Annotated in this window: 18 protein-coding genes; 9 read left to right on the top strand and 9 right to left on the bottom strand. The window is 58.3% G+C overall.

Going from position 1 to position 25139, the window contains the following annotated elements; all coding sequences use genetic code 11:
* Positions 1 to 377: 377 nt before the first annotated feature.
* Positions 378 to 1880 carry an AhpA/YtjB family protein gene (locus tag HU743_RS20895; protein ID WP_186650964.1) on the bottom strand — a complete coding sequence of 501 codons (1503 nt, stop codon included), beginning with the start codon at positions 1878 to 1880 and terminating at the stop codon, positions 378 to 380.
* 134 nt (positions 1881 to 2014) lie between these two features.
* Between HU743_RS20895 and serB the strand changes: the two genes are divergently transcribed.
* Positions 2015 to 3229, top strand: a complete 1215-nt coding sequence (gene serB, locus HU743_RS20890; RefSeq protein ID WP_186547702.1) for a phosphoserine phosphatase SerB — start codon at positions 2015 to 2017, stop codon at positions 3227 to 3229.
* 104 nt (positions 3230 to 3333) lie between these two features.
* Here serB and HU743_RS20885 read toward each other — a convergent pair whose 3' ends face one another.
* The 4 genes from HU743_RS20885 to HU743_RS20870 all read right to left on the bottom strand — a co-directional run bounded on the left by HU743_RS20885 (position 3334) and on the right by HU743_RS20870 (position 8423).
* On the bottom strand, positions 3334 to 5082 hold the full coding sequence (locus tag HU743_RS20885) for a molecular chaperone (RefSeq protein WP_186650962.1): 1749 nt from the start codon (positions 5080 to 5082) through the stop codon (positions 3334 to 3336).
* A gap of 66 nt (positions 5083 to 5148) precedes the next feature.
* Entirely contained in the window at positions 5149 to 6009 is an 861-nt protein-coding gene (gene asd / locus HU743_RS20880; RefSeq protein ID WP_186632594.1) for an archaetidylserine decarboxylase, read from the bottom strand.
* A complete protein-coding gene (gene rhdA / locus HU743_RS20875; RefSeq protein ID WP_186650960.1) occupies positions 6009 to 6842 on the bottom strand; it encodes a thiosulfate sulfurtransferase in 834 nt (277 codons plus the stop codon). The genes asd and rhdA overlap by 1 nt, the downstream gene beginning before the upstream one ends.
* Before the next feature lie 42 nt (positions 6843 to 6884).
* Positions 6885 to 8423, bottom strand: coding sequence for an HDOD domain-containing protein (locus tag HU743_RS20870; RefSeq protein WP_186632588.1), 1539 nt, complete (start codon positions 8421 to 8423; stop codon positions 6885 to 6887).
* Between the two features lie 166 nt (positions 8424 to 8589).
* Between HU743_RS20870 and motA the strand changes: the two genes are divergently transcribed.
* Together motA and motB are read left to right on the top strand one after the other, a co-directional pair.
* Positions 8590 to 9441, top strand: coding sequence for a flagellar motor stator protein MotA (gene motA / locus HU743_RS20865; protein ID WP_186547692.1), 852 nt, complete (start codon positions 8590 to 8592; stop codon positions 9439 to 9441).
* Positions 9442 to 9444: 3 nt separating this feature from the next.
* A complete protein-coding gene (gene motB / locus HU743_RS20860; RefSeq protein WP_186547690.1) occupies positions 9445 to 10485 on the top strand; it encodes a flagellar motor protein MotB in 1041 nt (346 codons plus the stop codon).
* 84 nt (positions 10486 to 10569) lie between these two features.
* On the opposite strand, the gene HU743_RS20855 is transcribed toward motB, so the two are convergent.
* The 4 genes from HU743_RS20855 to rsgA form a co-directional block, all read right to left on the bottom strand.
* Positions 10570 to 11055, bottom strand: coding sequence for a toll/interleukin-1 receptor domain-containing protein (locus HU743_RS20855; RefSeq protein ID WP_186547688.1), 486 nt, complete (start codon positions 11053 to 11055; stop codon positions 10570 to 10572).
* Entirely contained in the window at positions 11055 to 12014 is a 960-nt protein-coding gene (locus HU743_RS20850) for a caspase family protein (RefSeq protein WP_186547686.1), read from the bottom strand. The genes HU743_RS20855 and HU743_RS20850 overlap by 1 nt, the downstream gene beginning before the upstream one ends.
* A gap of 2 nt (positions 12015 to 12016) precedes the next feature.
* Positions 12017 to 12424 (bottom strand): TIR domain-containing protein, encoded by a 408-nt coding sequence (locus tag HU743_RS20845; RefSeq protein WP_186547684.1) that lies wholly within the window; start codon positions 12422 to 12424, stop codon positions 12017 to 12019.
* A 211-nt stretch (positions 12425 to 12635) separates the two neighbouring features.
* A complete protein-coding gene (gene rsgA, locus HU743_RS20840; protein WP_186547682.1) occupies positions 12636 to 13667 on the bottom strand; it encodes a small ribosomal subunit biogenesis GTPase RsgA in 1032 nt (343 codons plus the stop codon).
* A 107-nt stretch (positions 13668 to 13774) separates the two neighbouring features.
* On the opposite strand from rsgA, the gene orn reads away from it, so the two are divergent.
* The 6 genes from orn to HU743_RS20810 all read left to right on the top strand — a co-directional run bounded on the left by orn (position 13775) and on the right by HU743_RS20810 (position 25133).
* Positions 13775 to 14317, top strand: a complete 543-nt coding sequence (gene orn / locus HU743_RS20835; protein ID WP_186547680.1) for an oligoribonuclease — start codon at positions 13775 to 13777, stop codon at positions 14315 to 14317.
* Positions 14318 to 14531: 214 nt separating this feature from the next.
* Positions 14532 to 15146: a trimeric intracellular cation channel family protein gene (locus tag HU743_RS20830; RefSeq protein ID WP_186547712.1), complete on the top strand. Its 615-nt coding sequence runs from the start codon at positions 14532 to 14534 to the stop codon at positions 15144 to 15146.
* Between the two features lie 165 nt (positions 15147 to 15311).
* Positions 15312 to 16343, top strand: a complete 1032-nt coding sequence (locus tag HU743_RS20825) for a hypothetical protein (protein WP_186650958.1) — start codon at positions 15312 to 15314, stop codon at positions 16341 to 16343.
* A 185-nt stretch (positions 16344 to 16528) separates the two neighbouring features.
* Positions 16529 to 18955 carry a leucine-rich repeat domain-containing protein gene (locus tag HU743_RS20820; RefSeq protein ID WP_186650956.1) on the top strand — a complete coding sequence of 809 codons (2427 nt, stop codon included), beginning with the start codon at positions 16529 to 16531 and terminating at the stop codon, positions 18953 to 18955.
* A gap of 341 nt (positions 18956 to 19296) precedes the next feature.
* Positions 19297 to 20286 carry a hypothetical protein gene (locus HU743_RS20815; protein WP_186650954.1) on the top strand — a complete coding sequence of 330 codons (990 nt, stop codon included), beginning with the start codon at positions 19297 to 19299 and terminating at the stop codon, positions 20284 to 20286.
* A gap of 80 nt (positions 20287 to 20366) precedes the next feature.
* Positions 20367 to 25133 carry an RHS repeat-associated core domain-containing protein gene (locus HU743_RS20810; RefSeq protein ID WP_186650952.1) on the top strand — a complete coding sequence of 1589 codons (4767 nt, stop codon included), beginning with the start codon at positions 20367 to 20369 and terminating at the stop codon, positions 25131 to 25133.
* The last annotated feature ends 6 nt before the right edge of the window (positions 25134 to 25139 follow it).

The raw sequence follows: 25139 nt of genomic DNA, 5'->3' as shown, positions 1-25139 counted from the left end.
GCAAAACCCTGTAGGAGTGAGCCTGCTCGCGATAGCTCAGTGTCAGACAACAGAGATCTTGCATCTAAAGGCCCCCTTCGCGAGCAAGCCCGCTCCCACAATGGATCTGCGCTGGGCCGCAGGTATCTGAGTGAATGCAAAACCCTGTAGGAGTGAGCCTGCTCGCGATAGCTCAGTGTCAGACAACAGAGATCTTGCATCTAAAGGCCCCCTCGCGAGCAAGCCCGCTCCCACAGTGGATCTGCGCTGAACAGCAGATGTGTGAGTGAATGCAAAACCCTGTGGGAGCGGGCTTGCCCGCGAAGGCGCAGTGTCAGGCAACAAAAAGCCCGCAGACAAACACGTGTCGGCGGGCTTTGGTGTATCGGGCTTAAGATTTACGCCCGGCGCTCATGCATCCGCGCCAGTTGCCGTTCCAGCATCGATGGATAAGGCTCCATCAAGCGCTCGACGCAGCAAGCGCCCTCAGGGCTGGCAATCGGGCGGATCCGCGCGCGCTGACGGATCAGCGCATCGTCGCTGATCTTGCGCTCAACCAGCAGCAGATTGCGGCTGTGCTGCGACAAGGCCAGGGCATCCTGTGCCGAGTCGGTCAGCAGCAAGTCGATCTGGCTCAGGCCGAACAACTCATCGCCCAAGGTCAGGCCCAATTGCAATTGCAGGGTGATGCCGCTGTCGGCGACTTCGATCTGCAATTGATGACCCAGCGCACGCAGCAGTTCGCCGCAGCAGATCGCGTTGGTCAGGTAATCGTCGCCGCTGTCTTCGGTGTGGAACAGCATCAGCGTGCTGCCATCGTTCAGGGTCTCGATTTCGCCCTGATACAGCGAGGCGGCTTGTTCGAGGCAGTCGCGATAGCGCTCCTGCAACTCTTCCAGACGTGCCCGGGGCAGGCGGCGCAATTGCTCCTGGGAACCCAGTTGCACAGCCAGCACGGCGGTGTGCTGCGGCACGTTCGGGGTCGGTTTGCGAGTGAGCGGTTGCACGGCGCCGTTGAGCGATTCGTCGCGCAGGTCGGCGAAGGCGTCATCATCGTCGTCATCTTCAACCGTGCTGACCAAGTGCCGCGGTGCCGGTTTCTGTGCAGCCAACGGACGGGTTTCGTCAAAACTCGGATCGCGCAAATTACGCACCTCGAATTCCGGCTCGTCCTCATCTTCGAATTCAGGTTCCGGCTCAGGGGCTGGCTCCGGGGCGTAGCTGGCGTGCAGCTGGCGCGCCAGATCGCCGATCTCATCCTGACGATCAATGCCCGGCGTGTGCTCGTCGATCCGGCGCAGCCACACGCGTAATTGCAGCAGTGGCGTGGACAGATAGCGGCCCATACGCAGGCTCAAGGCCAGCGAAAGCGCCAGCAGAATCGCACTGAGAATGCCCATGCTTTGCAGGCTGATGGTCATCGGCTGCTGGAACTGATCCATGTCGAGGCTGATACGCAGTTGGCCGGCGGTCACGTCCTGGAACGTGATCTTGCTCTCGTACATACCCTCGGCTTCGCCCAACAGGCTGTGCTTGGGGCGCTGACCGGACTCGGCGAGGATACGGTTGTCCACGCTGTAGATCGCCGCATGGGCCACCAGTTTGTTCTTGGTCAGGTTGTTGAGCAGCACGTTGAGGCTGAGGATGTCGTTGGACACCAGCAGTTCGGTGGCGGATGTCGCCGTCTGCGTGGTCAGGCTCTCGCCCAGCGCATCGGCCTGCTCGTGCATGGCCTGCTTGAATTGCAGCCCCATCACCCCGGCATAGATCACCAGGGCCAGAGCGACCAGGATCACGTTGTGGCTGGCAATGCGCAATGCAATCGGCACACGGCGGTGGCGCAGTGCACGGAAGATCAGCAGGAAGAAGTTATCGGTTTTAACTGGCGTGGGCCGGTTCACTTGAGCTCGGCTCTTTGTCCGTGAAGTTGACGCGCAGTATAGCGACAGGCCCTAGACCGGCAAAGCGCTCGCGGTGCCCGATGGTCACTGAAAGTGGGTAGAATGCGGTTTTTTTCCAGCTGCGGGGGTGCGCGTTGCGCGAAATCGTCCTGATTAACATCACGGGAGTCGACCGTCCAGGTCTGACAGCGGCCATTACGGGTGTCCTGGCACAAGGTGGTGTGAACATTCTCGACATCGGTCAGGCGGTGATCCACGACACCCTGTCGTTCGGCATTCTGGTTGAAATCCCCGATTCCGAGCAGGGCAAGTCGGTGCTCAAGGACATTCTGTTCAAGGGCTACGAACTGGATCAGCAAGTGCGCTTCACCCCGGTGTCCGAAGAGGATTACCAGCAGTGGGTGGGCAATCAGGGCAAGAAACGCCATATCGTCACCCTGCTGACCCGCAAAGTGACCGCCGGCCAATTGCAGGCAGTCAGTGCGATCACTGCCAAATATGGTTTGAACATCGATCATATCGACCGTCTGTCGGGCCGTATGCCGCTGGACACGCCAGCTGACAAGGGCAAAGGCTGCATCGAGTTTTCCGTGCGTGGCGAAGCGGCTGACCCGCAAGCACTGCGCGCCGAATTCCTCAGCGTCGCGCAGGCGTTGAATGTCGATATCGCCTTCCAGGAAGATTCGCTGTTTCGCCGCAATCGGCGTCTGGCGGTGTTCGACATGGACTCGACCCTGATCGAGGCGGAAGTGATTGACGAACTGGCCAAGGCCGCCGGCGTCGGCGATCGGGTCTCGGAAATCACCGAGCGGGCCATGGCCGGCGAGCTGGATTTTCGCGCCAGTTTCAAAGAGCGCCTGGCCTTGCTCAAAGGTCTGGACGTCAGCGTGCTCGACTCGATCGGCGCCTCGCTGCGCTTGACCGAAGGCGCCGAAACCCTGTTCGCCGAACTCAAGCGCCTGGGCTACAAAACCGCGATCCTGTCCGGCGGCTTCACTTATTTCGCCAAGCAACTGCAAGCCAGGCTTGGCATCGACTACGTGTTCGCCAACGAGCTGGAAGTGGTCGACGGCAAGTGCACCGGCGTGGCGATCGAGCCGATCGTCGATGCGCAACGCAAGGCCGATCTGCTCAGGGAACTGGCGCACAAAGAAGGCCTGCGTCTGGAGCAGACCATCGCGGTCGGCGACGGCGCGAATGACCTGCCGATGCTGGCGATTGCCGGGCTGGGCGTAGCGTTTCGCGCCAAGCCGCTGGTCAAGCAGTCGGCGAAGCAGGCGATCTCAACGCTGGGGCTGGATGGAGTGTTGTATCTGCTGGGCTTGCGCGATCGCGACGGTCAGCTCTAAGTCTTCTATCGATTGATCCGGCCGTTTTCGCGAGCAGGCTCGCTCCCACAGGAGACCTCATTCCCCTGTGGGAGCGAGCCTGCTCGCGAAGGCCGCACCTCGGTCTAGAGCGATTTCCACAACGAATCAAAATCTTCCTCACCCCCGGCATTTTGCGCAGCCTCCAGCGAGCGATACGCAAACTGATTGAAACTGTGCGTACTCGCCACCCGCCGATCCAGTCCGGCGCGGTGTTCTTCGCCTTGTGTGTTGATGACCACCTTGTTGCCCTCCTGAAACGGCAGGCGCGGCGCGAGCACCGTCGCCGGCACATCGATTGCGCTGATTTCCGGCAGCAATAAACCGCGCAAGTACTGACTGTGATCGTCCTTCGTATGCACCAGTTGCAGTCCACAGGGCTGGGCGTGTGGCGCAACCAGTTCAATGCCCATCTGCGTACCGCTGCCGCGCACCTGACGAATCCAGCGAATCACCGCAATGCTCCAGCCCTTGCTCTCGCTGTCCTGAATGCCGAGCATTTCCCCGGCCTGCAATTCGGCCGGTACCTCGCTTGGCCAGGCCAGGCAATAACCGCCGGGGCTGTGGTTGATTACGGGCAAGGCGTAGGTTGGATAGTTCGGCGCATGGCCTGGGCTTTCGTCTTCGGCCAATTGGTCGTATTGGATTTCCTCATAAGGCAGCAACTCATCGTTGCCTTGCGGTGCCGCGTCAAACGCTTGGCTCCAGCTGTCCTTTTCACCCTTGGCGACCACGCGGCTGAAATTCGCCGCACGGGCGCCGGGGTGCTTGAGCAGTTCGCTGAAGGTACGCTCGCCGGCGAGATAGAAATGCAACGCACTCATGCCGACGCACACTGTCAATGCGCCTTGACCGGCAATGCGCTGAAAGCTGCGTTCGGCAGTCTGTCCCCAAGTAGCGTGCAGATGTTGCAGGGTGTCGACGCTCAGGCCGGCGGAGATGGGCAAGGGCGGCGAGGTCGGCTGGTGCAGCAAGTGCGTTTCGAGCTGCTGGACCAGCGGTTGTGGGTCGAAGCCCAGTAGTGCGCTCTGTTGTTCGCTGCGAAACATCTTCCGGTAGCGCGGACCGACGTCGAGGTCCGGGCTGATCGCAAACAAACCGCCGTCGGCGCGGCCCGGATTTAGCTTGAGCAGAGCACTCCATGGCTCGATTACCTCGGCAAGCCGGGCAATCTGGCTCTGACGCAGCTGGTTGCAACGAGCGCTGCCCAGCAACAGGGCGGCGACGTAGGTCTGTTCGACGCTCAGTTCGCTGGTCAGAAAGGCCAGGTCATCGCGCACCGGGCGCTGTTGCAACTGCAATTCGGTGGCGCTGCGATACAACTGATGCAGTTCGAACCACACCTGTTCGGGCGGTGAGCTGTACAGCTGCGTGGCGCGCACCAATTGTCCCTTGAGTGCATGAGCGGCGCGTTGCAGCGCGGTGCTGACCAGTGCTGCGCGGTCCTTGCTGTACTTCGGCGCGATGCGCAGGGCGATCTGTTTGTAGCCGATCGCCAGATGGCCTTGCAGCGCCTGACACAGGTTGCTGACCTTGCGCGAGCGCTCATCGAGCATGATCGCCTGATGCAGAAAGTGCCGTTCCAGATGCTGGCAGACGAAATACACCTCGGGCCGCAACAGCTCCAGCAGTTGCAGACGATTATTGCTGGGGGTTAGGAAAACGTTGAGTTCGCCCAGGCCTTGATAGAGCAGGCGGGCGGTTTCGCCGATGTTGGCCTTGGGCAGGCCGGCGATCCAGCGCTTGAGGTCGCGCGGGCTGGCGTCGCAAAACGACAGACGCGATTGGGTAGGAGTAGGAGCACGCAACTGGGGGGAGGATATGGTCTGGCTCATGCCAAAAACCATAGCAGCAAATACAGCACTTTGCGGAAGCAGCGCTGGCTGCTTCCGCAAAGGTTGTCACACTTTCGGCAGTGCCAGACCCTGGCCCATCTGCACCGGCGAACCAGCCACCAGCCCTTCAGCCCACTTCACCTGATCCGGGCCGAACAGCACGATAGCCGTCGAACCCAGCTTGAAGCGCCCCAGTTCAGCACCTTTTTCCAGATGAATCGGCGCGCGGGCGGCTTCGTCGTAGCGGAAAGTTTTCAGTTCGCGCTTGGGCGGCGTGACCAGACCGGCCCATACGGTTTCGATCGAAGCGACGATCATCGCGCCGACCAGCACCACAGCCATCGGCCCGCGCTCGGTGTCGAAGATGCACGCCACTCGCTCGTTGCGGGCGAACAGTTCCGGGACGTTTTCGGCGGTGGTCTGGTTGACCGAGAAAATCCGGCCCGGGATGTAGACCATTTCACGCAGGGTGCCGGCCAGCGGCATGTGCACGCGGTGGTAGTCCTTCGGCGACAGGTAAATGGTGGCAAAGTCGCCGCCCATGAACGGCGCGGCGTTGGCCGCATCACCACCGAGCAGCTCCAGCACGCTGAAACTGTGGCCCTTGGCCTGGAATACGCGACCGTGTTCGATCGGACCGAGCTGGCTGACCGCACCGTCGGCCGGGCTGAGAATCGCGCCTGGGGTTTCGTCCAGCGGACGCGCGCCGTCTTTCAACGCACGAGTGAAGAATGCATTGAAGTGCTCGTAAGCGGTCAGGTCTTCGACCAGCGCCTGGGACATGTCCACCTGATAGCGCTTGGCGAACCATTGGGTGAAGGCATTTTTGAACCAGCGCACGCGGCACTCGGCAATGCAGCCGGCCAGACGTGACAGCAAGTGGTGCGGCAGCAGGTATTGGCTGAGGATAAACAGACGCTCTTTCATTAGTTGTCCTTGGAAGCTTGAATCTCGACAGGCGTGTCGGGGTGGTTGCCCCATTCGCCCCATGAACCGGCGTAGCCCTTGACCCGCGGATACCCGAGGGATTTGGCCACCAGATAAGTGAAGCCCGACCGGTGATGGGTCTGGCAGTGGGTAATGATTTCTTTATCCTTGGTGATCCCGAGCTGTTCGAGTATCTGTGGCATGTCCTTGCGAATGCGTAGCTGACGGGTCTGGTCCATCCCGGCAGTCCATTCGAAATTGACCGCACCGGGGATATGTCCGCCCTTGGCGGCGAGGACCTTCTCACCGGAATATTCCAGCGGCCCGCGCGCATCCCAGATCGCCAGATCGGCGGCGCCGAGACGGCTTTGCAAGTATTCGCGGGTGGCGGTCGGCTCATCGTGCAGCGTCAGCGATACCGGGCCGCCAACGGCCGCCGGCACCTGGATCGACATCGGCATGCCTGCGGCCAGCCATGCCGGCAGGCCACCGTCCAGATAGTGGTATTTGTCGTGACCGATCACATCGAGCAGCCAGATAAAGCGTCCGGCCCAGCCGCCACCCTCGTCGTCATACACCACGTAGACCGCGTCCTGGCGATGGCCCAGCTCGCCGAACAGCGCTTCCAGATCGGCTTTGGCCGGTAGCAGCCCCGGCGCCGGCGGCTGGCCGAGCTGGGTACGTTTCGGGTCGACAAAGCGTGCGCCGGGCAAATGGCCTTCGCTATAGCGGGCTGCGCTGGTCAGGTCCACCAGAATCAGGTTGTCAGACTCGAGACGCGGGAGCAGGTCGCTCGGCTCGATGACGAGCGGCAAGCTAGAGAAGTCAGACATGTGAGGTCTCCAGAGCACAAAGGGGAGGATTGTAGCGCAGCCTCATCGGCCACGGCTGCTAAAGCTGTGCAGGGCTTTTTCGATGCACTGCGCGGTTTTGCCGAAGGCTTGCACGGTGATCTCGGCGAACGGCCCGCCACCCTGATCGGCGACAACGATCATGATCACCCGACCGTTATTGACCAGCGAACGCAGAAACAGATGCTCGCCACGAAACAGCGTGCGCAGGCTCGGCGGCAGCAGCGCGGAAAACTGCGCGTTGTTCTCAGGGGTGATCCGCACTTGCGCCTGCTGGGCGAGCAGGCGTTGCAGGACCTTGCTTTGGCTGACGGCAAAACTCAGCGCCGCGGCTTCTTTTGGCAGGCCGGCGGCCTGCTGCACGCGCAGCGTCGAATGGGTGCGATCAGCCATCAGCACCATCACCCGGCGCATGCCGCTGGCCACCAGTGCGTCACGTGCGGCGACGGTCAGGCTCATGGCGTTGGTGAAACGGCTGGGTTCGGCCAGCAGTTCGGCGCATTGCCGACGCCACTGGCTCAAGTCTTCGGCGTTCGGCGCTGCCGCCGGTAACATTCCCGCAGGCAAGCGCCGGGCGCCCCACGGCCACAGCAGCGCTACCGCTGGATGCCAGAGATCGGGCATGGCGTGATGACGGGCACTGTTCGCGGCCTGCTGGTGCAGTTGTTGCTGCACCTCGTCCATCGGCATCTGCAAGTAAAGGCTGGTCAGGTATTGCCAGCGCGCGCTGTGCGGACAGTCCCAGGCCTGTTGCGCCGACAGTGCCAGGCCGTTTGCCAGCAGCACGGTATTGGCCGGCTGATTGAGCCAGCGACGCAGGGTCGGGTCTTCGTCGAGGCGATTTTGCTGGCGCAGCGGATGCTCGCTGTCGCGGGCAATGCGCAGCACTTTGACCAGCTCGCGCTGCTCACCAAGCAGCAATTTGTAGCCTTGCTGAACCCAGATCGGCAGGTGCCAGGCTTCCACCAGCGCCGCCGCGATGCTCAGCAGGCGCACACCGAACAGTTGCTTCTCGACGGCCTGTGCCGGTTCACCCTTGTGGATAACCCGCAGTTCCCATTCTTCGAGCAATCGGGGAAAGATCAGCGCCAGCGGCCACAACGGCGAGAGAAACAGCAGGCTGCCCCAATGGATATCCTGCCACAGCCGCGCCAGGCGACTGGCGAAAAAACCGTTGGCCTGTTGCGTCGCGTGCTGGCTGATCATTTGCAGCTGGCGCAGGGCCTTGGGGATCTGCATGTGCGGTGCGGCGGGCAGGCGCGCCAGCAGTTCTTCGGTGCGGGCCAGGCCCAGGCGATTGATCGCGACCTCAAGGTTTTCCGCCGGCGCAGCCATGGCGCCGTGGGTGTGACGATTCGCCTCACGGATGATGCTCAAGGCCAGCGCCGGGCTGTCCTGCATCAGGTCGGCGATGTCGCGCAGCGAGCTGCGATTGTCACGGATCGCCCGGCAGACTTTGTCGTGTGCCTCTTGCGGCACGGGCAGGGGGACGCTGTCGAGCAGCTTGACCCAGCCGGCGATGGTGGTCGGGATTGCGGATGGGACGTTCGTTTCATTAGCCATGTCTGGACAAGATCTTCACTGACTGTAGACGCGCCCGGCATGGGCTAAATTGGCTTTTCGCCTGAACTGGCTATAGTCTGGCGCAGTTTTGCCGATAAGTAGAAGAAGAGATTTTTTAACTTCCGAATATGACCTTGAACCCGACTTAAGTAAGTACCTTCTACCTATGGCTAAAATTATCGGCATCATCGTCGTATTCGCGAGCGTGCTCGGCGGATACGTGCTCTCCCACGGCAAGATTGCCGCCCTGATCCAGCCCTTCGAGGTGTTGATCATCGGCGGTGCGGCCCTTGGCGCGTTCCTCCAGGCCAACCCTGGTTATATGACGATGCACGTGCTCAAGAAATCCCTGAGCATGTTCAGCTCGCGCTTCAGCCACACCTTCTACCTGGAAGTGCTCGGCCTGATCTACGAGATCCTCAACAAGAGCCGCCGCGAAGGCATGATGGCTATCGAAGGCGACATCGAAGATGCCGCCGCGAGCCCGATCTTCGCCAAGTACCCGGCGGTGCTCAAGGATGAACGCATGACCGCGTTCGTCTGCGATTACCTGCGCATCATGTCCTCCGGCAACATGGCTCCGCACGAACTCGAAGGCCTGTTCGACATGGAGTTGTACAGCCTGAAGGAAGACCTCGAACACCCATCGCACGCGGTCAACGGTATCGCTGATGGCATGCCCGGTTTCGGTATCGTCGCGGCGGTACTCGGTATCGTGGTGACCATGGCGTCGCTGGGCGAAGGTGACCAGGCGTCGATTGGTCTGCACGTGGGGGCGGCACTGGTCGGTACGTTCTTCGGTATTCTCGCGGCGTACGGATTCTTCGGCCCGCTGGCGCACTCCCTGGCCCACGATGCCAAGGAAGAACTCAACGTCTACGAAGCCATCAAGGCCTCGCTGGTGGCTTCGGCGTCCGGCATGCCGCCGTCGCTGGCGGTCGAGTTCGGGCGCAAGGTTCTGTATCCGGCCCACCGTCCGAGCTTCGCCGAGCTGGAACAAGCGGTTCGCGGTCGTTAAGACATGGAAAATAATCAGCCGATCATAGTCAAGCGCGTCAAGCGCATTGCCGGCGGGCACCACGGCGGGGCCTGGAAAATCGCCTTCGCCGACTTTGCGACGGCGATGATGGCGTTCTTTTTGGTGTTGTGGCTGCTCTCCACCGCGACGCCGGAGCAGAAGATCGCCATCGCCGGTTACTTCAAGGACCCGGTCGGTTTCTCCGAAAGCGGCACGCCGTACATCATCGACCTGGGCGGTACGCCAACCCTGGCCCCGGAAAACACCCTCAACCCGGAAGTGAAGTCGCAGCCGCAACCGGACAAGGTCACGGTCGATACCGAACAGGTTGAAGGCATGGCCGAGCAGGTTGAGAAGGAGCGGCTGGAGTTGTTGCTGCAAGAACTGCAGAACAAGGTCGACGAGAACCCGCAGCTGCAAAAGTTCAAGGATCAGATCCTCTTCGAAATCACGCCGAACGGCTTGCGCATCCAGATCATGGATGCCGAGAACCGGCCGATGTTCGACTCCGGCTCCGCACGCCTGAAACCGTACTTCGAAGACATTCTGCTGGCCATGGCCGACACCATCAAAGCGGTGCCGAACAAGATCAGCATCAGCGGCCACACCGACGCCAAGCCGTACATTGGCACGGGCGATTACGGCAACTGGGAACTGTCGGCCAACCGCGCCAACGCCGCTCGGCGTGCCTTGGTCGCCGGCAGTTATCCCGATGCGCAGGTGGCGCGAGTGGTCGGTTACGCCTCGTCGGCATTGTTCGACCGGGACAACCCGTTCAACCCGGTCAACCGCCGTATCGACATCGTCGTGCTGACCAAGAAAGCCCAGGCGGCCATCGAAGGTGCGCAAGGTGCTGATGCGGCGAAGCCTGCCGATCAGAGTCAGAACGGCGCCGCTCCGGCAGCCCCGGTCGACCCGAACGCGCTGCCGGCGGACAAGCAGCCAGTGCCGGCTCACGAGTTGCGTGAACGCTTGAATCTGTTCGATGACGCCGCGCCTAAACCTGCTGACCCGGGCGCGGCGGCGCCAGCGCCGAAGCAGTGATCAAAAAAAACCGACAGCGATGTCGGTTTTTTTTTGCCTGATCAGCGGCCACCCCTCACGGGGCTTTTCAAAAGTGAGGAGATTCTAGAACCCGCGGCGAATCCGGTTTTTCAGCTGTTCATGAAACATCTCCGCATTGCGCTTGTAAGCTCCCTTCACCGACTCGCTGATTGAATCCAGGGCCATCGACCGCTTGTTCGACACCTCCTCGCGATACGCCTCGATAAAGAAATTCAGATCGCTGGCCGTGCTCAGCTTTGGCCACTTGTCCAGATAGATCGGCAGTTCAGCCGGCCCGGTTTTGAACGTACAGATCCGTCGGTTGCTAATGGTCGCCTCACCAATTTCAAACGGCACCCACCACGACAACGCCGTTTTCTCTGAAACCACTGCCAGCAAATGCGTGCATTCGGTGATGTTGCGGGTGATCACCCCGGTGATGTCGTCGGTGGTCTGCGATTCCGGATCCAGCACGTCGAGGTACGTCTTGATGTTGGCTTGGGTCAGGCGCGTATTGATGTTGATCGCATGGGCGCGATCCATGTGGCGGTAGCTGATAAATACGGGCATCAGAAGTGTCCTTTCAGAGCGAGTTCGCGGTAATAGGCGCCGAGGGCGGTGAGACGGCAGCCGGTGGCGTTGAGCGCGGCGTAGTACATGTGCTCGGCGTCGACCGGTTCGATCAGGCTGTGGCGGTTGCATTTCTGCAACTGAGCGAAAATTTCGCCGTGCGCCGGGTCGAAGGTCGCTTCGGTAGGTTCATAGCTTCGGTCCAGCGCGAAGACTGACTCGGCCTCGGCGAACCAGTCGGGCAGTTTGCGCAGGATTTCCTTGGGGATCAGCGGCGAGACTTCACGCAGGGAAATGAACTGCGAAACGTTGGTCTTGAACACCGGGCGCTGTTCCCAGGCGTCGAGGGCGTTATCGACGAAGGAATACAGGCTGCCGGGAGTGATCTTGCCGAGGATGTTCGCGGCGCCGCCGTGCAACGCCTGCAAAAGCAGGCCGGTAAACACGCCGTGCTGCGCGCCCTCCAGCGCCGGCTGCTCTTTCTTGCAGGCGGTCAGAATCGTCATGCCTTCGCAGACCGTGCTGCTTTCACTGCGCAAGGCGCGCACCTCGCCGGCCGAGCCGCTTTGGCAGCAGTCGAGAATGATCACTTTGTTTTTGATGCGCGTGGCTTTGCTGGCCCAATTGAGGACGTCGCTGATACGGACGCCGTCCTTGGCGCTGCGGTAGTCCTGTGGGATCAGCATGCCTTCATCAGTGTCGGCATCGAAGCCGCCGTGTCCGGCGAAATACAGCAGTGCGACGTTGCAGTCGCCGGAAAACAGCTCGCGAATCTGGTCCTCCAGTTTCTCTCGACTCAGATAATCTTCAGCGGACGTCAGCACGATGTTCTTGAAGTTGGGGTCGCCATTGGCGTCGGTCTTCAGCACCGAGGCCATGGCCATGGCGTCGTTGCAGCAGCCGCTCAGCGCAGAAATGTTCGAGTAATCATTGATGCCGATAAACAGTCCCTTGCGCATGGTTACACCGCCGTGTGCAGGCGGATCGCGCTGACGATACTGTTGGTGTTCCACGCGCACTCGGCATGAGCCGCATTGCGCACGACCGTGGAAATACGTTCGGCACCAAAGGGCTTGATCGCGATGATCACCTTGCCCATGCGTTTGGCGATCTCGATTTCCTTGTTGATCCATTTGCTGTAGGTCGAATACATGCCGGCCATGATCAGCACTGCCGAGCAGGGGCGAATCTTGTTTTCGATGGCTTCTTCAAGTTGCTTGTCCGTGCGCGCGCCGACGATAGGGTTGTGCGGCGGCACGGAAAAATTCTTGTAGGTGAACGTCGGATGGGCGTTGAGCAGACGGACCAGATTGTCGTGGCTGTCTGAGTAGTTCCACGAGTGGCTGATGAACAAATGGTAGGTTTGCATAGGGTCCTCGGAAGTCGCGAAAGTGCGAAGGAGGACCCGAATGTAGGCTTCTGGAGCGCGCTCACAAGATCCGCGCGGCGAAACAGAAAAGCCCTGCAAGCGAACGAGTGCAGGTCTTTCGGAAAGATCTGACGTTTAAGTTTGGCAGGGTTTTGTCAGGTGTGATCCGACAACCGGCAGCCCGTGGGGAAGGGGCCGCCGGTGCGCCTGTTTAATGGTTGTTTTCGGGCAGGCTGGCGATGATCGAGCGGTAGCTGTTCATTCGCTGCTGTTGCACGCGGCCGTCTTCCAGCGCCTTGAGCAGCGCACAACCCGGCTCGCGGTCGTGCTTGCAGTCGCGGAAACGGCAGGTGCCGAGCAGGTCGTCAAACTCGATGAAGCCGGCTTCGACGTCGGCGCGGCTGACGTGGCCCAGGCCGAATTCGCGGATGCCCGGGGAGTCGATCAGCTCACCGCCGCCGGGGAAGTGAAACAGGCGTGCGGTCGTCGTGGTGTGCGTGCCCTGACCGGACAGTTCGGACAACGGTCCGACGCGGGTCTCAACGTCCGGCAGCAGGCTGTTGACCAGCGACGACTTGCCCACCCCGGACTGGCCGACGAATACGCTGATGCGTCCGTCGAGCTGCTGTTGCAGCTGTTCCATGCCATTGCCGTGATGCGCCGAGACTTCCAGCACCGGATAACCCAGTGTGCGATACACCGCCAGCAGCGCGTTGAGGGCCGGGGCGTTGTGTTCGTCGATCAGATCGAATTTGTTCAGCAGCAGCAACGGACGGATGCCGGCGTGTTCGGCAGCGACCAGGTAGCGATCGATCAAGTTGGCGTGGGGCTCGGGCAGCGGCGCAAAAACGATGACGATCATGTCAACGTTGGCCGCCACCGGCTTGAGCTGGCCCCGGCTGTCCGGACGGCAGAGTTCGGTGCTGCGCGGCAGTTGCGCGACGATCACACCGATGCCCTGGTTGCCGGCACGCCAGACGACTTTGTCGCCCGTCACCAGCGCCGGCAGGTTGGCGCGCAAATGGCAGCGGAACACTTGTCCGGCGAGTTCGCCGTCGGTGGCCTCGACCTCAACCTGCACGCCGAAGTGGGCAATCACCAGACCGTGCTGTTCCGGGCCCAGGTCGCCGCCCTCGAGGGCTTCGACCGCCGAGGACTCGCGTTTGGCAGCGCGTGCGGCGCGCTCGCCTTGAATCTTTTCGATGCGCCAGTTTTGGCGACGATTGAGTTGGCGTTTGGCCATGGGTGTTCCGTCTGAAGAATGCAGCGATTAGGTAAAACGGCCGCGAGTTTAGCACGCCCGGCCGCCGGCCTAGGCTAAACTGCGCAGCATTGCCTAGGAGCCCGAATATGCAAAACCCGCAGAACCTGATCTGGATCGACCTGGAAATGACCGGTCTGGACCCGGACAACGACGTGATCATCGAAATGGCCACTATCGTTACCGATAGCGACCTCAACACCTTGGCCGAAGGTCCGGTGATCGCCATTCACCACAGCGACGAAGTGCTCGCGCGCATGGATGAATGGAACACTCGCACCCATGGCAACTCCGGCCTGACCCAGCGTGTACGTGACAGCCGTATCAGCATGGCCGAAGCCGAAGCCCAGACCATCGCCTTTCTGGAACAGTGGGTGCCGAAGGGCAAGTCACCGATCTGCGGCAACAGCATCTGCCAGGATCGGCGCTTCCTTTATACCCACATGAAAGCGCTTGAAAGCTATTTCCATTACCGCAACCTCGACGTCTCGACGCTCAAGGAACTGGCCGCGCGCTGGGCACCGGACGTGCGCGACAGCTTCAAGAAGGGCAGCACCCACCTGGCGCTGGACGACATTCGCGAATCGATCGCCGAGTTGCAGCACTATCGCAAGCATTTCATCAAGTTCTGATGCGCTTGATAGGTTTTTGTGGCGAGGGAGCTTGCTCCCGCCCGGCTGCGTAGCAGTCGTAAATCTGCCTGTCCCGTATGCCTGAAAAATGCACGGGAGTGCTTCGCCCTCCAGCGGGAGCAAGCTCCCTGGCCAGAAAAGGGCAATGCGCCTCTGCCCTCTTCTGGTGCGGTGATGAAATGGCTAGACTGCGCGCCTTCCTGTCTGGACCGCCATCATGCTGCTGATGCTCTATCTGATCGCCATTACCGCCGAAGCCATGACTGGCGCGTTGTCTGCCGGCCGCCGCGGCATGGACTGGTTCGGCGTGGTGCTGATCGCTTGCATCACGGCGCTGGGCGGCGGTTCGGTGCGCGACGTGTTGCTGGGGCATTACCCGCTGACTTGGGTCAAACACCCGGAGTACCTGGTGCTGACGTCGGTCGCGGCGATGTTTACCGTATTCACTGCGCGCTGGATGCGTCACCTGCGTTCACTGTTTCTGGTACTCGATGCGGTCGGTCTGGTGGCGTTCACTCTGATCGGTTGTATGACCGCGCTGGAAATGGGCCACGGCATGCTGGTGGCCTCGGTCAGCGGCGTGATCACCGGGGTGTTCGGCGGCATCCTGCGTGACATCTTCTGCAATGACATTCCGCTTATCTTTCGACGTGAGCTTTATGCGAGCGTTTCCTTCGCCGCAGCGTGGTGCTACATGCTGTGTCTGTACTTGAATGTGCCAGGCGAGCAAGCGATTCTGATTACTCTGTTTGGCGGATTTCTGTTACGTCTTTTGGCCATTCGTTTTCACTGGGAAATGCCTAAGTTCGTTTATAACGACGAACACTGATTCCGATTGGGGCAAGCAGGTTTTTTTGCTGTAATCGTGCCTGCGTAAATGCATGTTTCTTACAGTTTTGCTTTTCGCTTTCTTTGCGCTGAATGTTATTAATTCAGGGACATCAACTCTGATGTCGATTTTCTGAAATCATACGAAAGCAAAGGAAGTGCAAACATGGGTGAAGTCACGGAAGAAACACAGGTTCAGCCAGCCATGATCGGGGCTTTTGAAAGCCTTACATTGCTGAAAGTTAAATTCGATGCGGCAGAAAGCACGCGCAGCAAAGAACTTTTCGGCAATGGCCGCATGCAAGTCAAAGTGCAAGTACTTGTAGCGGGTGCCGATGCCGATGGCAATGCGGTTCATGTTCCGGCCGAAGTGATAGACAGCATCAGCCTCATTCATTACAGCAGCGGCCAACCGCTGAGCAATGGCTGGAAGGCCAGCGATGAGCAAGGTAGATTCACCCTGGAGTCGCACTACAGCGGCAATACCGTGCCCGATGAGGATGACTCCGTGCATCCGCAGGTACGGACCTTCTGGGTATCTTCGGCCGGTGCCGGAGAAACCCAGGTTGCCGCACGTGTGACGGTAAACCAGCAGGTCATCCGTAGTAACGGCACGACGCTTTCCAGTGTCCACGACAGCAGCGTGAGCCTGATTGCGAAGGAACCCGTTGCCTATTCCATCGACAGTTTCCGCTGGTACTCGGTCCGGCGCGGGAACGAAGAGCCAGGCAATCGCATCTGGAACTATTATCTGGGGCTGTATCCGCAGGGCGGGCAGCAAATCAAACTGGTGGACTGGATTTCGGAAGGCGGCCGGGGCAGCCGTTTGTTTGCCAAAGGTAACAAGCTGCGGGAGTCTTCAACCAATCATCTTCAAGGCATCTTTGTTCTGCCTGAACAAAAGACGCAGGAAGTATGGTTGCCGTTCGACGGCCCGCCGCTCTCCGATGTACTCAGTTTCGGCGCGCAGGGCTGGTTATATTTATCAACCAAGAAGAAACGCTATTCGGTCAAGGTCAGTGACAGAGACGGGGAGTTGACCGTGGTGCAGGCGCTCTCCGGGTATTCCACTATTGAGCCAGCAAGCAGCGACGCTGAAGTATTTCACTTTCAGGCCATCGATCAGTATGGTACTGAGCATAAACTTGCCCTTCGTACGGATTTTGCAGCGCGCCAATTTTATTTGGAGCGCGGATAACTTCAGCGCGACGAACTTGAGCTGTTACAAGTGGTAGATATATATGCCGCTGCAGAGGGTGAAAGTCTGTAAGCTGAAACTTCGGCAATCCCATGATTGATTGAAGTTCGATACTTTACAGACAAACGTTTGCTGGCTCCGCGGTGCTGTGGAGCCAGCACACCACCACTCAAGGATGAGCATTAATGGTTGGCAAACCACCCCGCAACCCTGCAACCGGCCTTTCGAAAAAACCGGATCTCGACGCTGACGGCTCGCGACGGCCGTTGGACAGCGAAACAGTCCTCTCACCACTGCCGCACCTTACCGAGCCTCGACTTGCGGAGATCAGGCCGAAACCTGCGATTGTGGATTCGGTTAATCCCGAGCAGGCGATCAGCGTCAGTCTGATGAATCCCGTCGCAGATGAATTGATTCATGCCACAGCGGGCGAGGCGCTGGCGGGTTTCCGGGTGCTGGCGCCCACGAGTTTGATGAAGGTCGGCTCTCGGGGCGTCTGGATATTCAAGGGGCGCGAATATGTCGCGATTGCCGATGGTCAGTTTGTTCAGGTCGTCACCGATCCAGGCAGCGGCCTGTTCAGGGCAACAAACTCCCGCGAACTCGAGCCCTCCGGTCCATGGCTGATACCGGGCGAGGAGGGGCAGTTGTGGCGCCCGCTCGATAGCCAGAGCGTCATTTTTCTCGATTCTATATCAGCGCAAACCGCACAGCTTTTTCGCCAGATGGGCCGTTCCGTAGCGCAGTTCAGCGACGCGACGGTCGGACGCATGTTAGCCGTGAGCGGGGTCACTGAATCGTTACTGCGCGATGTGCTCGTCAATGAGCGTCCCGCACCTTTTTTGCTGGAGGACACCATCAGGCGATTCGAACTTGATCACCTGATTCAGGCAGAGGGGCACCAGATACCCTCTGAGCGGTTCGGCCGGTTCAAAAACCTGGAAGAAGCGTTCGAAGCCGACTGTGATGAAAACACTCTTCGCATGCGCCGGGTATTTCCGGGTCTGCCGAAAACTGCCGCACAAGCGATATGGCGCACCACCAGCGCCAGCGAGCGTTTGCATATGCACAATCAACCGGGCATGCCACAGCGAGTTGCGCAAGAGATCCTGGTAGCCCTGCGGGAAATCCGTCTGGCCAGGGCCGGGGAAGGCCTTTATTTAGAGGCAGTATCGAACCCGGACAGTGATCGATTAATGCTGCATATGCTCGGCAACCTTGCCAATTGGCCGCAGCAAATGCGTATCGAGATTCGCCGGGGGGCGACGGACTCTGACGTTCTGGGCGCTATAGGCGATGCCCGTTCACCGTTTCGTCACGTACTGATTCGCCAGAATGATGGTTATGCCACTCACCGTGGCGATGGCTCTTCACCTCAGGGATCGAAAGATCTGTGTTCGGTACTCTTTTTGCTGTTGCTGCCCGAACAACGCCAGCTACTCGGTGTGACAAAAGACGGTGGTGCAGCGCTGCGACAATTGATCCGTGCCCAGCCGCTGCCGACGCGCGCAGCCGTGAGCAAATTGCTCGGGCTCGCACCGCTACCCCAGGTCGACCTTGGCACCGTGCAATTCGGGCAAAGGGGTCAGTTGCATGGGGGGGGAGACAGCCAACCGGCATCGACAAAGTCCGTCGTGGAGCGGGTACATGATCTTTATCCGCAGCTTTCGCACGAGGAGGCGGCAAAGTTCATCAACGAACGTTTGAAGAATGATCCGGCCGGTGTATTGATTCGTCTGGAAAAAGAGTTTGCGACGTTGTGCGATGAACTGGCGATATGGAATGCCGATGGGCCGCCACCTCATACCCTGGTATCGGAACCAGACGGCGCTACCACACAGGCGGAGCGACGCCAGGCTCGCGAGCGATTCAGCGCAAAGCTGCGAGATATCTGGCAGCGCAAGTCGGTGTCAAAGTGGGGGGAGGGAGACTATCATTTTTCTTACTATGTCGATTTTTCGGGTGAGTTACCAAGGCTTTCCACCAGATTTGAATATGTAACGGAGTTGATCCTGACCGTAGAAAAACCGGGCGCACGGATGGGGGCGTTTCTTGACAGTTTTCCCAATGTTCAATCAATAGGGATTTTTGGCATTGAAATCGGGGAATTCCCATCAGGAATATTTCAAATGCGCCAGTTAAGCGAGCTAACACTGGACGGGTGCTCGCTAACACTATCCGAGGTCACCGTTGAGGGATTGTCCAGAATCGAAACGCTTACCCGATTGAATCTGGCAAACAACCCTCTGACAGTTGCTCCGCAGGTAGGCTACATGGCAGGTTTAACCGGATTGATGCTGAGCAACGCAAATCTTTCCAACGTACCTTCAGGCATAGATGCGCTAAGGAAACTGGGTGTCGTGGCGTTGCATGATAATAATATTTCCGACGTGGGATATGAGTTGTTTGAGATACCGGATACTCAGGATCTGTTCGTTGGTTTAGTGAATAACCCGCTGAGTGAAGCGTCAAGGCAACGGATTAGTCAGTATTTAGAAAACTCCAGTATGGATCGGAAGGTGGAAATCCAGGTGGAGGATGTGGTTTCACAATCTGACTCCGATAGTGAATCTTCTGAAAGCGGGATTTCGACAGGGTCGGACAGTGACTGAAATGTTGGTAAAGGTGACGGATTCTTTATCTTCATAACATATACTGACAAGGGTAGCTGTCCGGTGACTTCCCCTTCTGATTCTGTGTAGCTTAAGTCAGAAGGGGAGAAAAGTCCCCGCGTGCTGGAATCAGAGGTTCAGGGATGAGGTTGTTAAAGTTTGCGTCGTGATATTTGCAATTTTTGAGTGTGTGAGTATTTGTGTAAGTTGGTGATGGAGATGTTAAATTATTGCCTTCTCATAATTTGTCGAATGTCTCGGCTGTTTTAATTTAAGTTAAGCCTCAATACTTTGCTGAGTCCTTAAAGGGCGAAATCTATCAACCAGCAAGGTATCGTAAAATGATTGATGAACAAGTTGATATCTCCCGTATCGAGGTGAAACTCGACGCCGCAAATTCTGGCCAGCACAAGGTGCTCTATGCCAACGGTCGCATGCAGGTGCGTGTATTGGTTCTTCTTCACGGCATCGATAACAATGGCGACGGCGCGTCACTGTATGGACATCCGGCGTTGCAGTCGCTGCGATTGATCGCCTATAACGGCTCTCGGCCGCTGGAGGGAGACTGGAGCGTATCGCTTCAGGAGAACCGTTATGCTCACGAAATGACGGGGGGTGCAACTCGGCTGACTGAAGTCCCGCGCGTCACGTATAACCGGATAAGCGACGACTCTGACCCGGTACAGATTTTTCAGTTCTGGGTTTCGGCTGCCCGACCTGGAATTATGGAAGTCGCAGCCGAGATTGTCATGAACGGCGTGGTGTTGCGATCCAACGGAGTCGGCTTCGACAGCAGTGTCACGCTGGAGGCGATCCCGCCGAAAAAATATCCAGTTAGCAGCTTCTCTCTGACCAAATATGCTGAGCAACAGCAGAGAGCCCGATACGACTGGGTTCAACGTTTTCATATTGGTCTTCACGCGGATGGCCGGCAGATCCATCTGCTCGACTGGTACAGCAGTGAAGTAAAACTCCATCCTTATGACTCTGCAGACGCGGTGAAGATTTATGTGTCTGGGAAAATTTCTTCCACTTCATTAAATAGTCGAACAGGATTTTATGGCTTTCTGGCGCCGATTTATGGCGTGAACGCCACGCTTCGCACTCTCGTCGGTAACCAGAATATCCCGATCAATGGAGTGCCAGGACAATTGACCCTCGTTCAATATGCTTCTGCTGACTTGCAGGCTGATCCGAAAAATAAAGATGGATTCGAGTTTGCAGTGATCGATGAGTTCGGTTCGGAGCACAGGCTTTCAATCGATGGTGATAAAGAGCGATTCATTCTGGTTCTGAGTGAATCGAGGCGGCCGATGAGACAGTTTGCCTGATTTCGTCATGGGATCAGCGAGTCATCGCTGATCCATTGGACTGGCAATTTTCTGAATCTGAAAGTAAAGGACGATTTTCCATGGCAAACACTTCATCTTCCGCTGTTCATTCAAACGCTTTCAACTTTGGTGAATTTGTTTCCGGAGGCGTTGATCCCCGTACGGGCATGTACACCTGCGCCCTTTCGTTGGGAAAGTTTCATTCAGCGGATCTCAATGGCCCCGAGTTTGCATTTTCACTGGGTTTTAATCCGCTCAATCAGGCGGATGTCGGTTTCGGTACGGGCTGGTCGCTGACCACGCCCTGTTATGATTTGCAGAGCAAAGTCATGACCTTGTCCAACGGTGAACGCTACAAGGCTGTCGAGACGCCTGCCGGCCTGAAGTTCAAGGAAATGAAGCTGCAAACCGCGAGGGTATTGGTAACTGGGGCAGGGCGCTATGAAGTCCGATACAAGGATGGTCGGCGTGAGTTGCTGAAAGTCCTGGCGGGCAGTCATTTCGCCGTAGCGGAAAAAATAATTGCGGCGAACGGTGTCAGCGTTACGCTGAAGCATGAGTTGTTCAACGGGTTTCCCAAGTTGACCGAGATCAATGACACCAAGCGCTGCCTCTTGAGGGTCACACGCAAGGCAGGCCAGGTGGTATTGACCCGGCATCCCGACACTGCTTCCAGTTCCAACTACAAGTTGATCTTGAAAAACGCTCGGGTAACGGCTATCGAGCTACCGCTCGGTAAAGGTTGGGAGCTGGAATATGAGGTGATTGACGGGGCCAGTTATTTGCACCGCCTTGTCAACCCATTGCGCGGTGTAGAGATCATTCGCTACAAGCGCCAAGGCCATCGCTTCGTCAGTGGCGTTGACCGGACATTGCCGTTTGTCATCGCTCACGATATTTACCCAGGGCGTGGCCAACCCAGGCTCTGCAAGACTTACGAGTACTCCGACCATAACTTTCTCGGCCAGGGACTGCTGCCGGCCAGAGACAGTGACGGGGATCCTCTCTATCAGGCGCCCGGCTACTACGTATACACCTCGGATGAGAAGTGGGTGGTAAAAGGCAAAGTTCACACCCGCATCAAACGCACCTACAACAAGTTTCATCTCCTCGTCGCAGAGACGACCACCTGTGGCGACGCGCAGATCGAAACCGCCACCGAATATCACTGCTCCGTCACCAAGCCATTCAATGACCAGGTGGCTCAGTTCCGCATGCCGAAGGTGCATACGGTGACGTACCTTGATCGACGCACCCAGCAAAAGCGTGTGGAAACCACCCTCACCGAGTTCGATCAGGAAGGCAACCTGCTCAAGCAGGTTGAGCCGAGTGGGGTCACGACTTCGACGGAATTTTATCCGGCCAGTGGTGGCGATAATTGCCCAGAGGATCCGCTGGGTTTTACCCGGTTCCCGAGAAAGAGGACGGTCACTGCTGCCGCGTCGGGGGGGGCGTCGACTGTCACGTACTACGACTATGCACTGCATCCAGCATTGAAGGATACGGAACTGGCATCTGTCGTACCGGTTGAGGAGCGTTTGTGCGAAGTGGTGGAAGGCGTTGAGGTCTTACGCTCGAAAACCGAACGCAGTTATCTGAACTCGCCTGAGGACCCACTCAAGCACGGGGCTACGAAAGAGCAAAGTGTCACCCTGAATGATAAAAAAACCTCTACCGAATTTTCCTATGAACTTGAGGGTGAGAGATTGCGGGTCAAGTCCAGCACACGCGGATTTGACGGCACGCTGCAGACCAGTGAAAAAATGCTCTCGACGCTAACCGGATTACTGGTCTCGGAAACGGGTGTCGATGGCGAGCACATCGAACATCAATACGATGCCATCGGCCGTGCGGTGTGCAAAACAGTCGCTTCTGGCACACCTTATGCGGCTGCCACCCAATGGGCCTATCTGGCCGCCACCAAACAGCAGCCGGCGACAGTGGTGACCACGGATCCAGGCGGTGGCGAGCAAAGAGTGACCTATGACGGCCTGGAACGGGTCATCACCGTTCAGGAAAAGGACTGCGACCATCCCGACAAGGACGGTCTCATCCAGGCTCGCACGCTGTATTGCGCCCTGCATGATTCGGTCGGTCACAAGGTGGAAGTGACGCTGACCGATTGGCGCGATAACAAGCCTTATCCGGTCAGCACCCGCTACGAATTCGATTTCTGGGGCCAGGTCAGCAAGACGCTGCATGCCGATGGGCGTATTGAGCATAGTGAGGCGGACCCGGTGCTTCGCCAGCAATCCCATTGGTTTCAGGGAATGGGCAAGACACTCACCCTCGTCAATGATTTCGGTAAGCCACTCAGTGTCGAGCGCTTCAACCTGAAGAACAAGAGTCTCGGCAAAACCGCTTTCACCTATGACGGGTACGGGCGCACAACCAGCCAGACAGACCCTCTGGGCAATACCACTCGATATGAGTACGACGTTTTTGACCGGATAATCCGCAGTGTCCTGCCCGACGCCAGTACGGTCGTGACCGACTATGCCGAGCATAGCGATGAGGGGCTACCGATCGGCATCAAGGTCGATGACATAGTGTTGGGGCAGCAAGCTTATGACGGTTTAAGTCGATTAATACAAAGTACCGTGGGTGGACGAAAGTCCGAGGCTGGTTATGAAGCGGGCTTCACTCAACCGCAGTGGCACAGGAGTGCTGATGGCAACAAAACCGAATTCACCTATTTGCGCGATCTGGGCGGTTTACTGACGGAGCGCAAGGTCGGCGCATTGCTCACGACCATGACGTACGACCCCGTCAGTGGCAATCCCTTGACCTGTACCGAAAACGGCCGGGAACGCAGCTTTACCTATTACCCCTCCGGACGCGTCAAAACCGAAACGACGACCTTCGGCGCTATCAGTAAAGAAACGTCCAGTACCTATTCCTTGCAGGGGCGACCGATCACCCATGTCGATGTACTCGGAGCCGAATGCAGATCCGACTATGATCAGCACGGCCGCCTGCTATTTACCACGCAGGGTTCGTTGAAAACCGAATTCCACTATGACGTCCAGACGGGGATGCTGGGCTGGACGAAAACCGAAGATACGTCGATCAAGCGGCAGATGATCACCCGATTCGCCTATGACGATATCGGTCGCGAAACCCGCCGTAAATTCGAGATTCAGGGCCAGCCCGACCAGACGCTGGAATCGACTTATACGCTTGCTGGCAAACTGGCGCAGAAAGTGTCCAGGCGTGGCACGCAAGTATTGCGCGACGAGCAATTCGCCTACGATGCGCGCGGGCGTCTGATCCAGTACGACTGTACCGGCATGCAGAAGCCCCGTGATCCATACGGTAAGGAAATTGTTCGGCAGACGTTCACCTTCGATGTGCTGGGCAACATTCTTACCGTGCAGACGAAGTTCCCGCTGGGCGTCAATCTGACTACGTTCAGTTATGACAATCCTGATCCTGCACAGCTCAGCGCAGTCAAACACTCCCATGCCGACTATCCGCCGGCAGTGACGTTGGAGTACGACGCCAGCGGCAGGATGATCAAGGACGACCAGGGGCGAACCTTGGCCTATGACGCTTTTGGACGGCTCGAGCAATTGTCCGGCGCAGGCGGTTCAGTCATTCGTGGCTACCATTACGACGGTTTCGATGATCTGGTTGAGCTGTCGCAACCCGATCAGGTGACTACGCAGCGTTACTACTACGCAGGCCGGGTCGCCAATGAGGTGAGTGGTGAAAATTCATCCAGTATTGTCCGTCACGGTGGAACGCTCGTAGGGCAACAGCAACGTGGTTTGAATGTCGGCGCGCAGCTGTTTGGCACCGATCAGCAGCAAAGCGTGCTGGCAACGCTGGGCAAGGAACAGCTCACCGATTGCGCCTACAGCCCTTATGGGCACCGTCCTGCCGACGGCGGATTGTTCAGCCTGGCGGGGTTCAACGGCGAACAGCTGGATCCGGTTACCGGGCTGTATCTGCTGGGCAACGGTTACCGGGCCTATAGCCCGACACTGATGCGTTTTCTTGCTCCCGATAGCATGAGTCCATTCGGCGGTGGCGGAGTCAATGCCTACAGTTATTGCCTGGGCGACCCTGTCAATCGGGTTGACCCTACCGGGCATATCTCCTGGCAATCGATCCTGGGCATCGGGCTCAGTATTCTCGGGATTGTTGCCAGCGTGGTGACGATGGGCGCGGCGACGCCATGGGCAGTGGCAGCACTGGGGCTGGCGGTCGCCTCAGGCTTGGCGGGTATTGCCAGCGAGGTGGTCAATGGGCTGGACCCGGGTTCTCAAGCCGGCGAGATATTGGGCTGGATCAGTTTTGGCCTGGGACTGGCTTCGCTCGGTGCAGGTATGGCGGCGGGTGCAAAAGCTGCTGTGAATGCTGGCAGGAAGATGGCTTCAGCTTTTAGCAAAGGCCTCAGCCCTAATAGAGACGACGCAGCCAGAACAGCACGACGGCTTGGGGGAAGACGCGCGAGGCAAAATTCAAGTAGAGCGAATGCGCCCGTGGAGGAAGCGGCGGAGAGGCCTTGGCAATTAATCAGGCCCGATGCAGAAGACTACGTCTATGCCACTCATAAGACGATGGCCGACGAATTCTTCCAGCTCGTGGAAAGCGATATGTCCCCCCTACAGGCAGCCAGGAGGTCCAGGATGTATTACGAGGAATTCGGCGCAGCCGGTGATGGAAGAAAAGTAACGCATGTTTTTTTTACGGCCTCGAAAGGACGTGGGGAGCGTATTTATCTTCTGGAGGACAGTAACCAGAGAGTTTGCAGAGTCCTGCGGGCGGGGGGCCATTGGACCGACGGGGAGACCAACGCAATAATGAGATCGGCCAAAAATATGGTTACAACGCGCATATGAGCACTC

Source organism: Pseudomonas sp. SWRI99, assembly GCF_014270125.1.
Taxonomy (GTDB): Bacteria; Pseudomonadota; Gammaproteobacteria; order Pseudomonadales; family Pseudomonadaceae; genus Aquipseudomonas; species Aquipseudomonas hamedanensis.
This window is presented reverse-complemented; position numbering and strand designations above follow the sequence as displayed.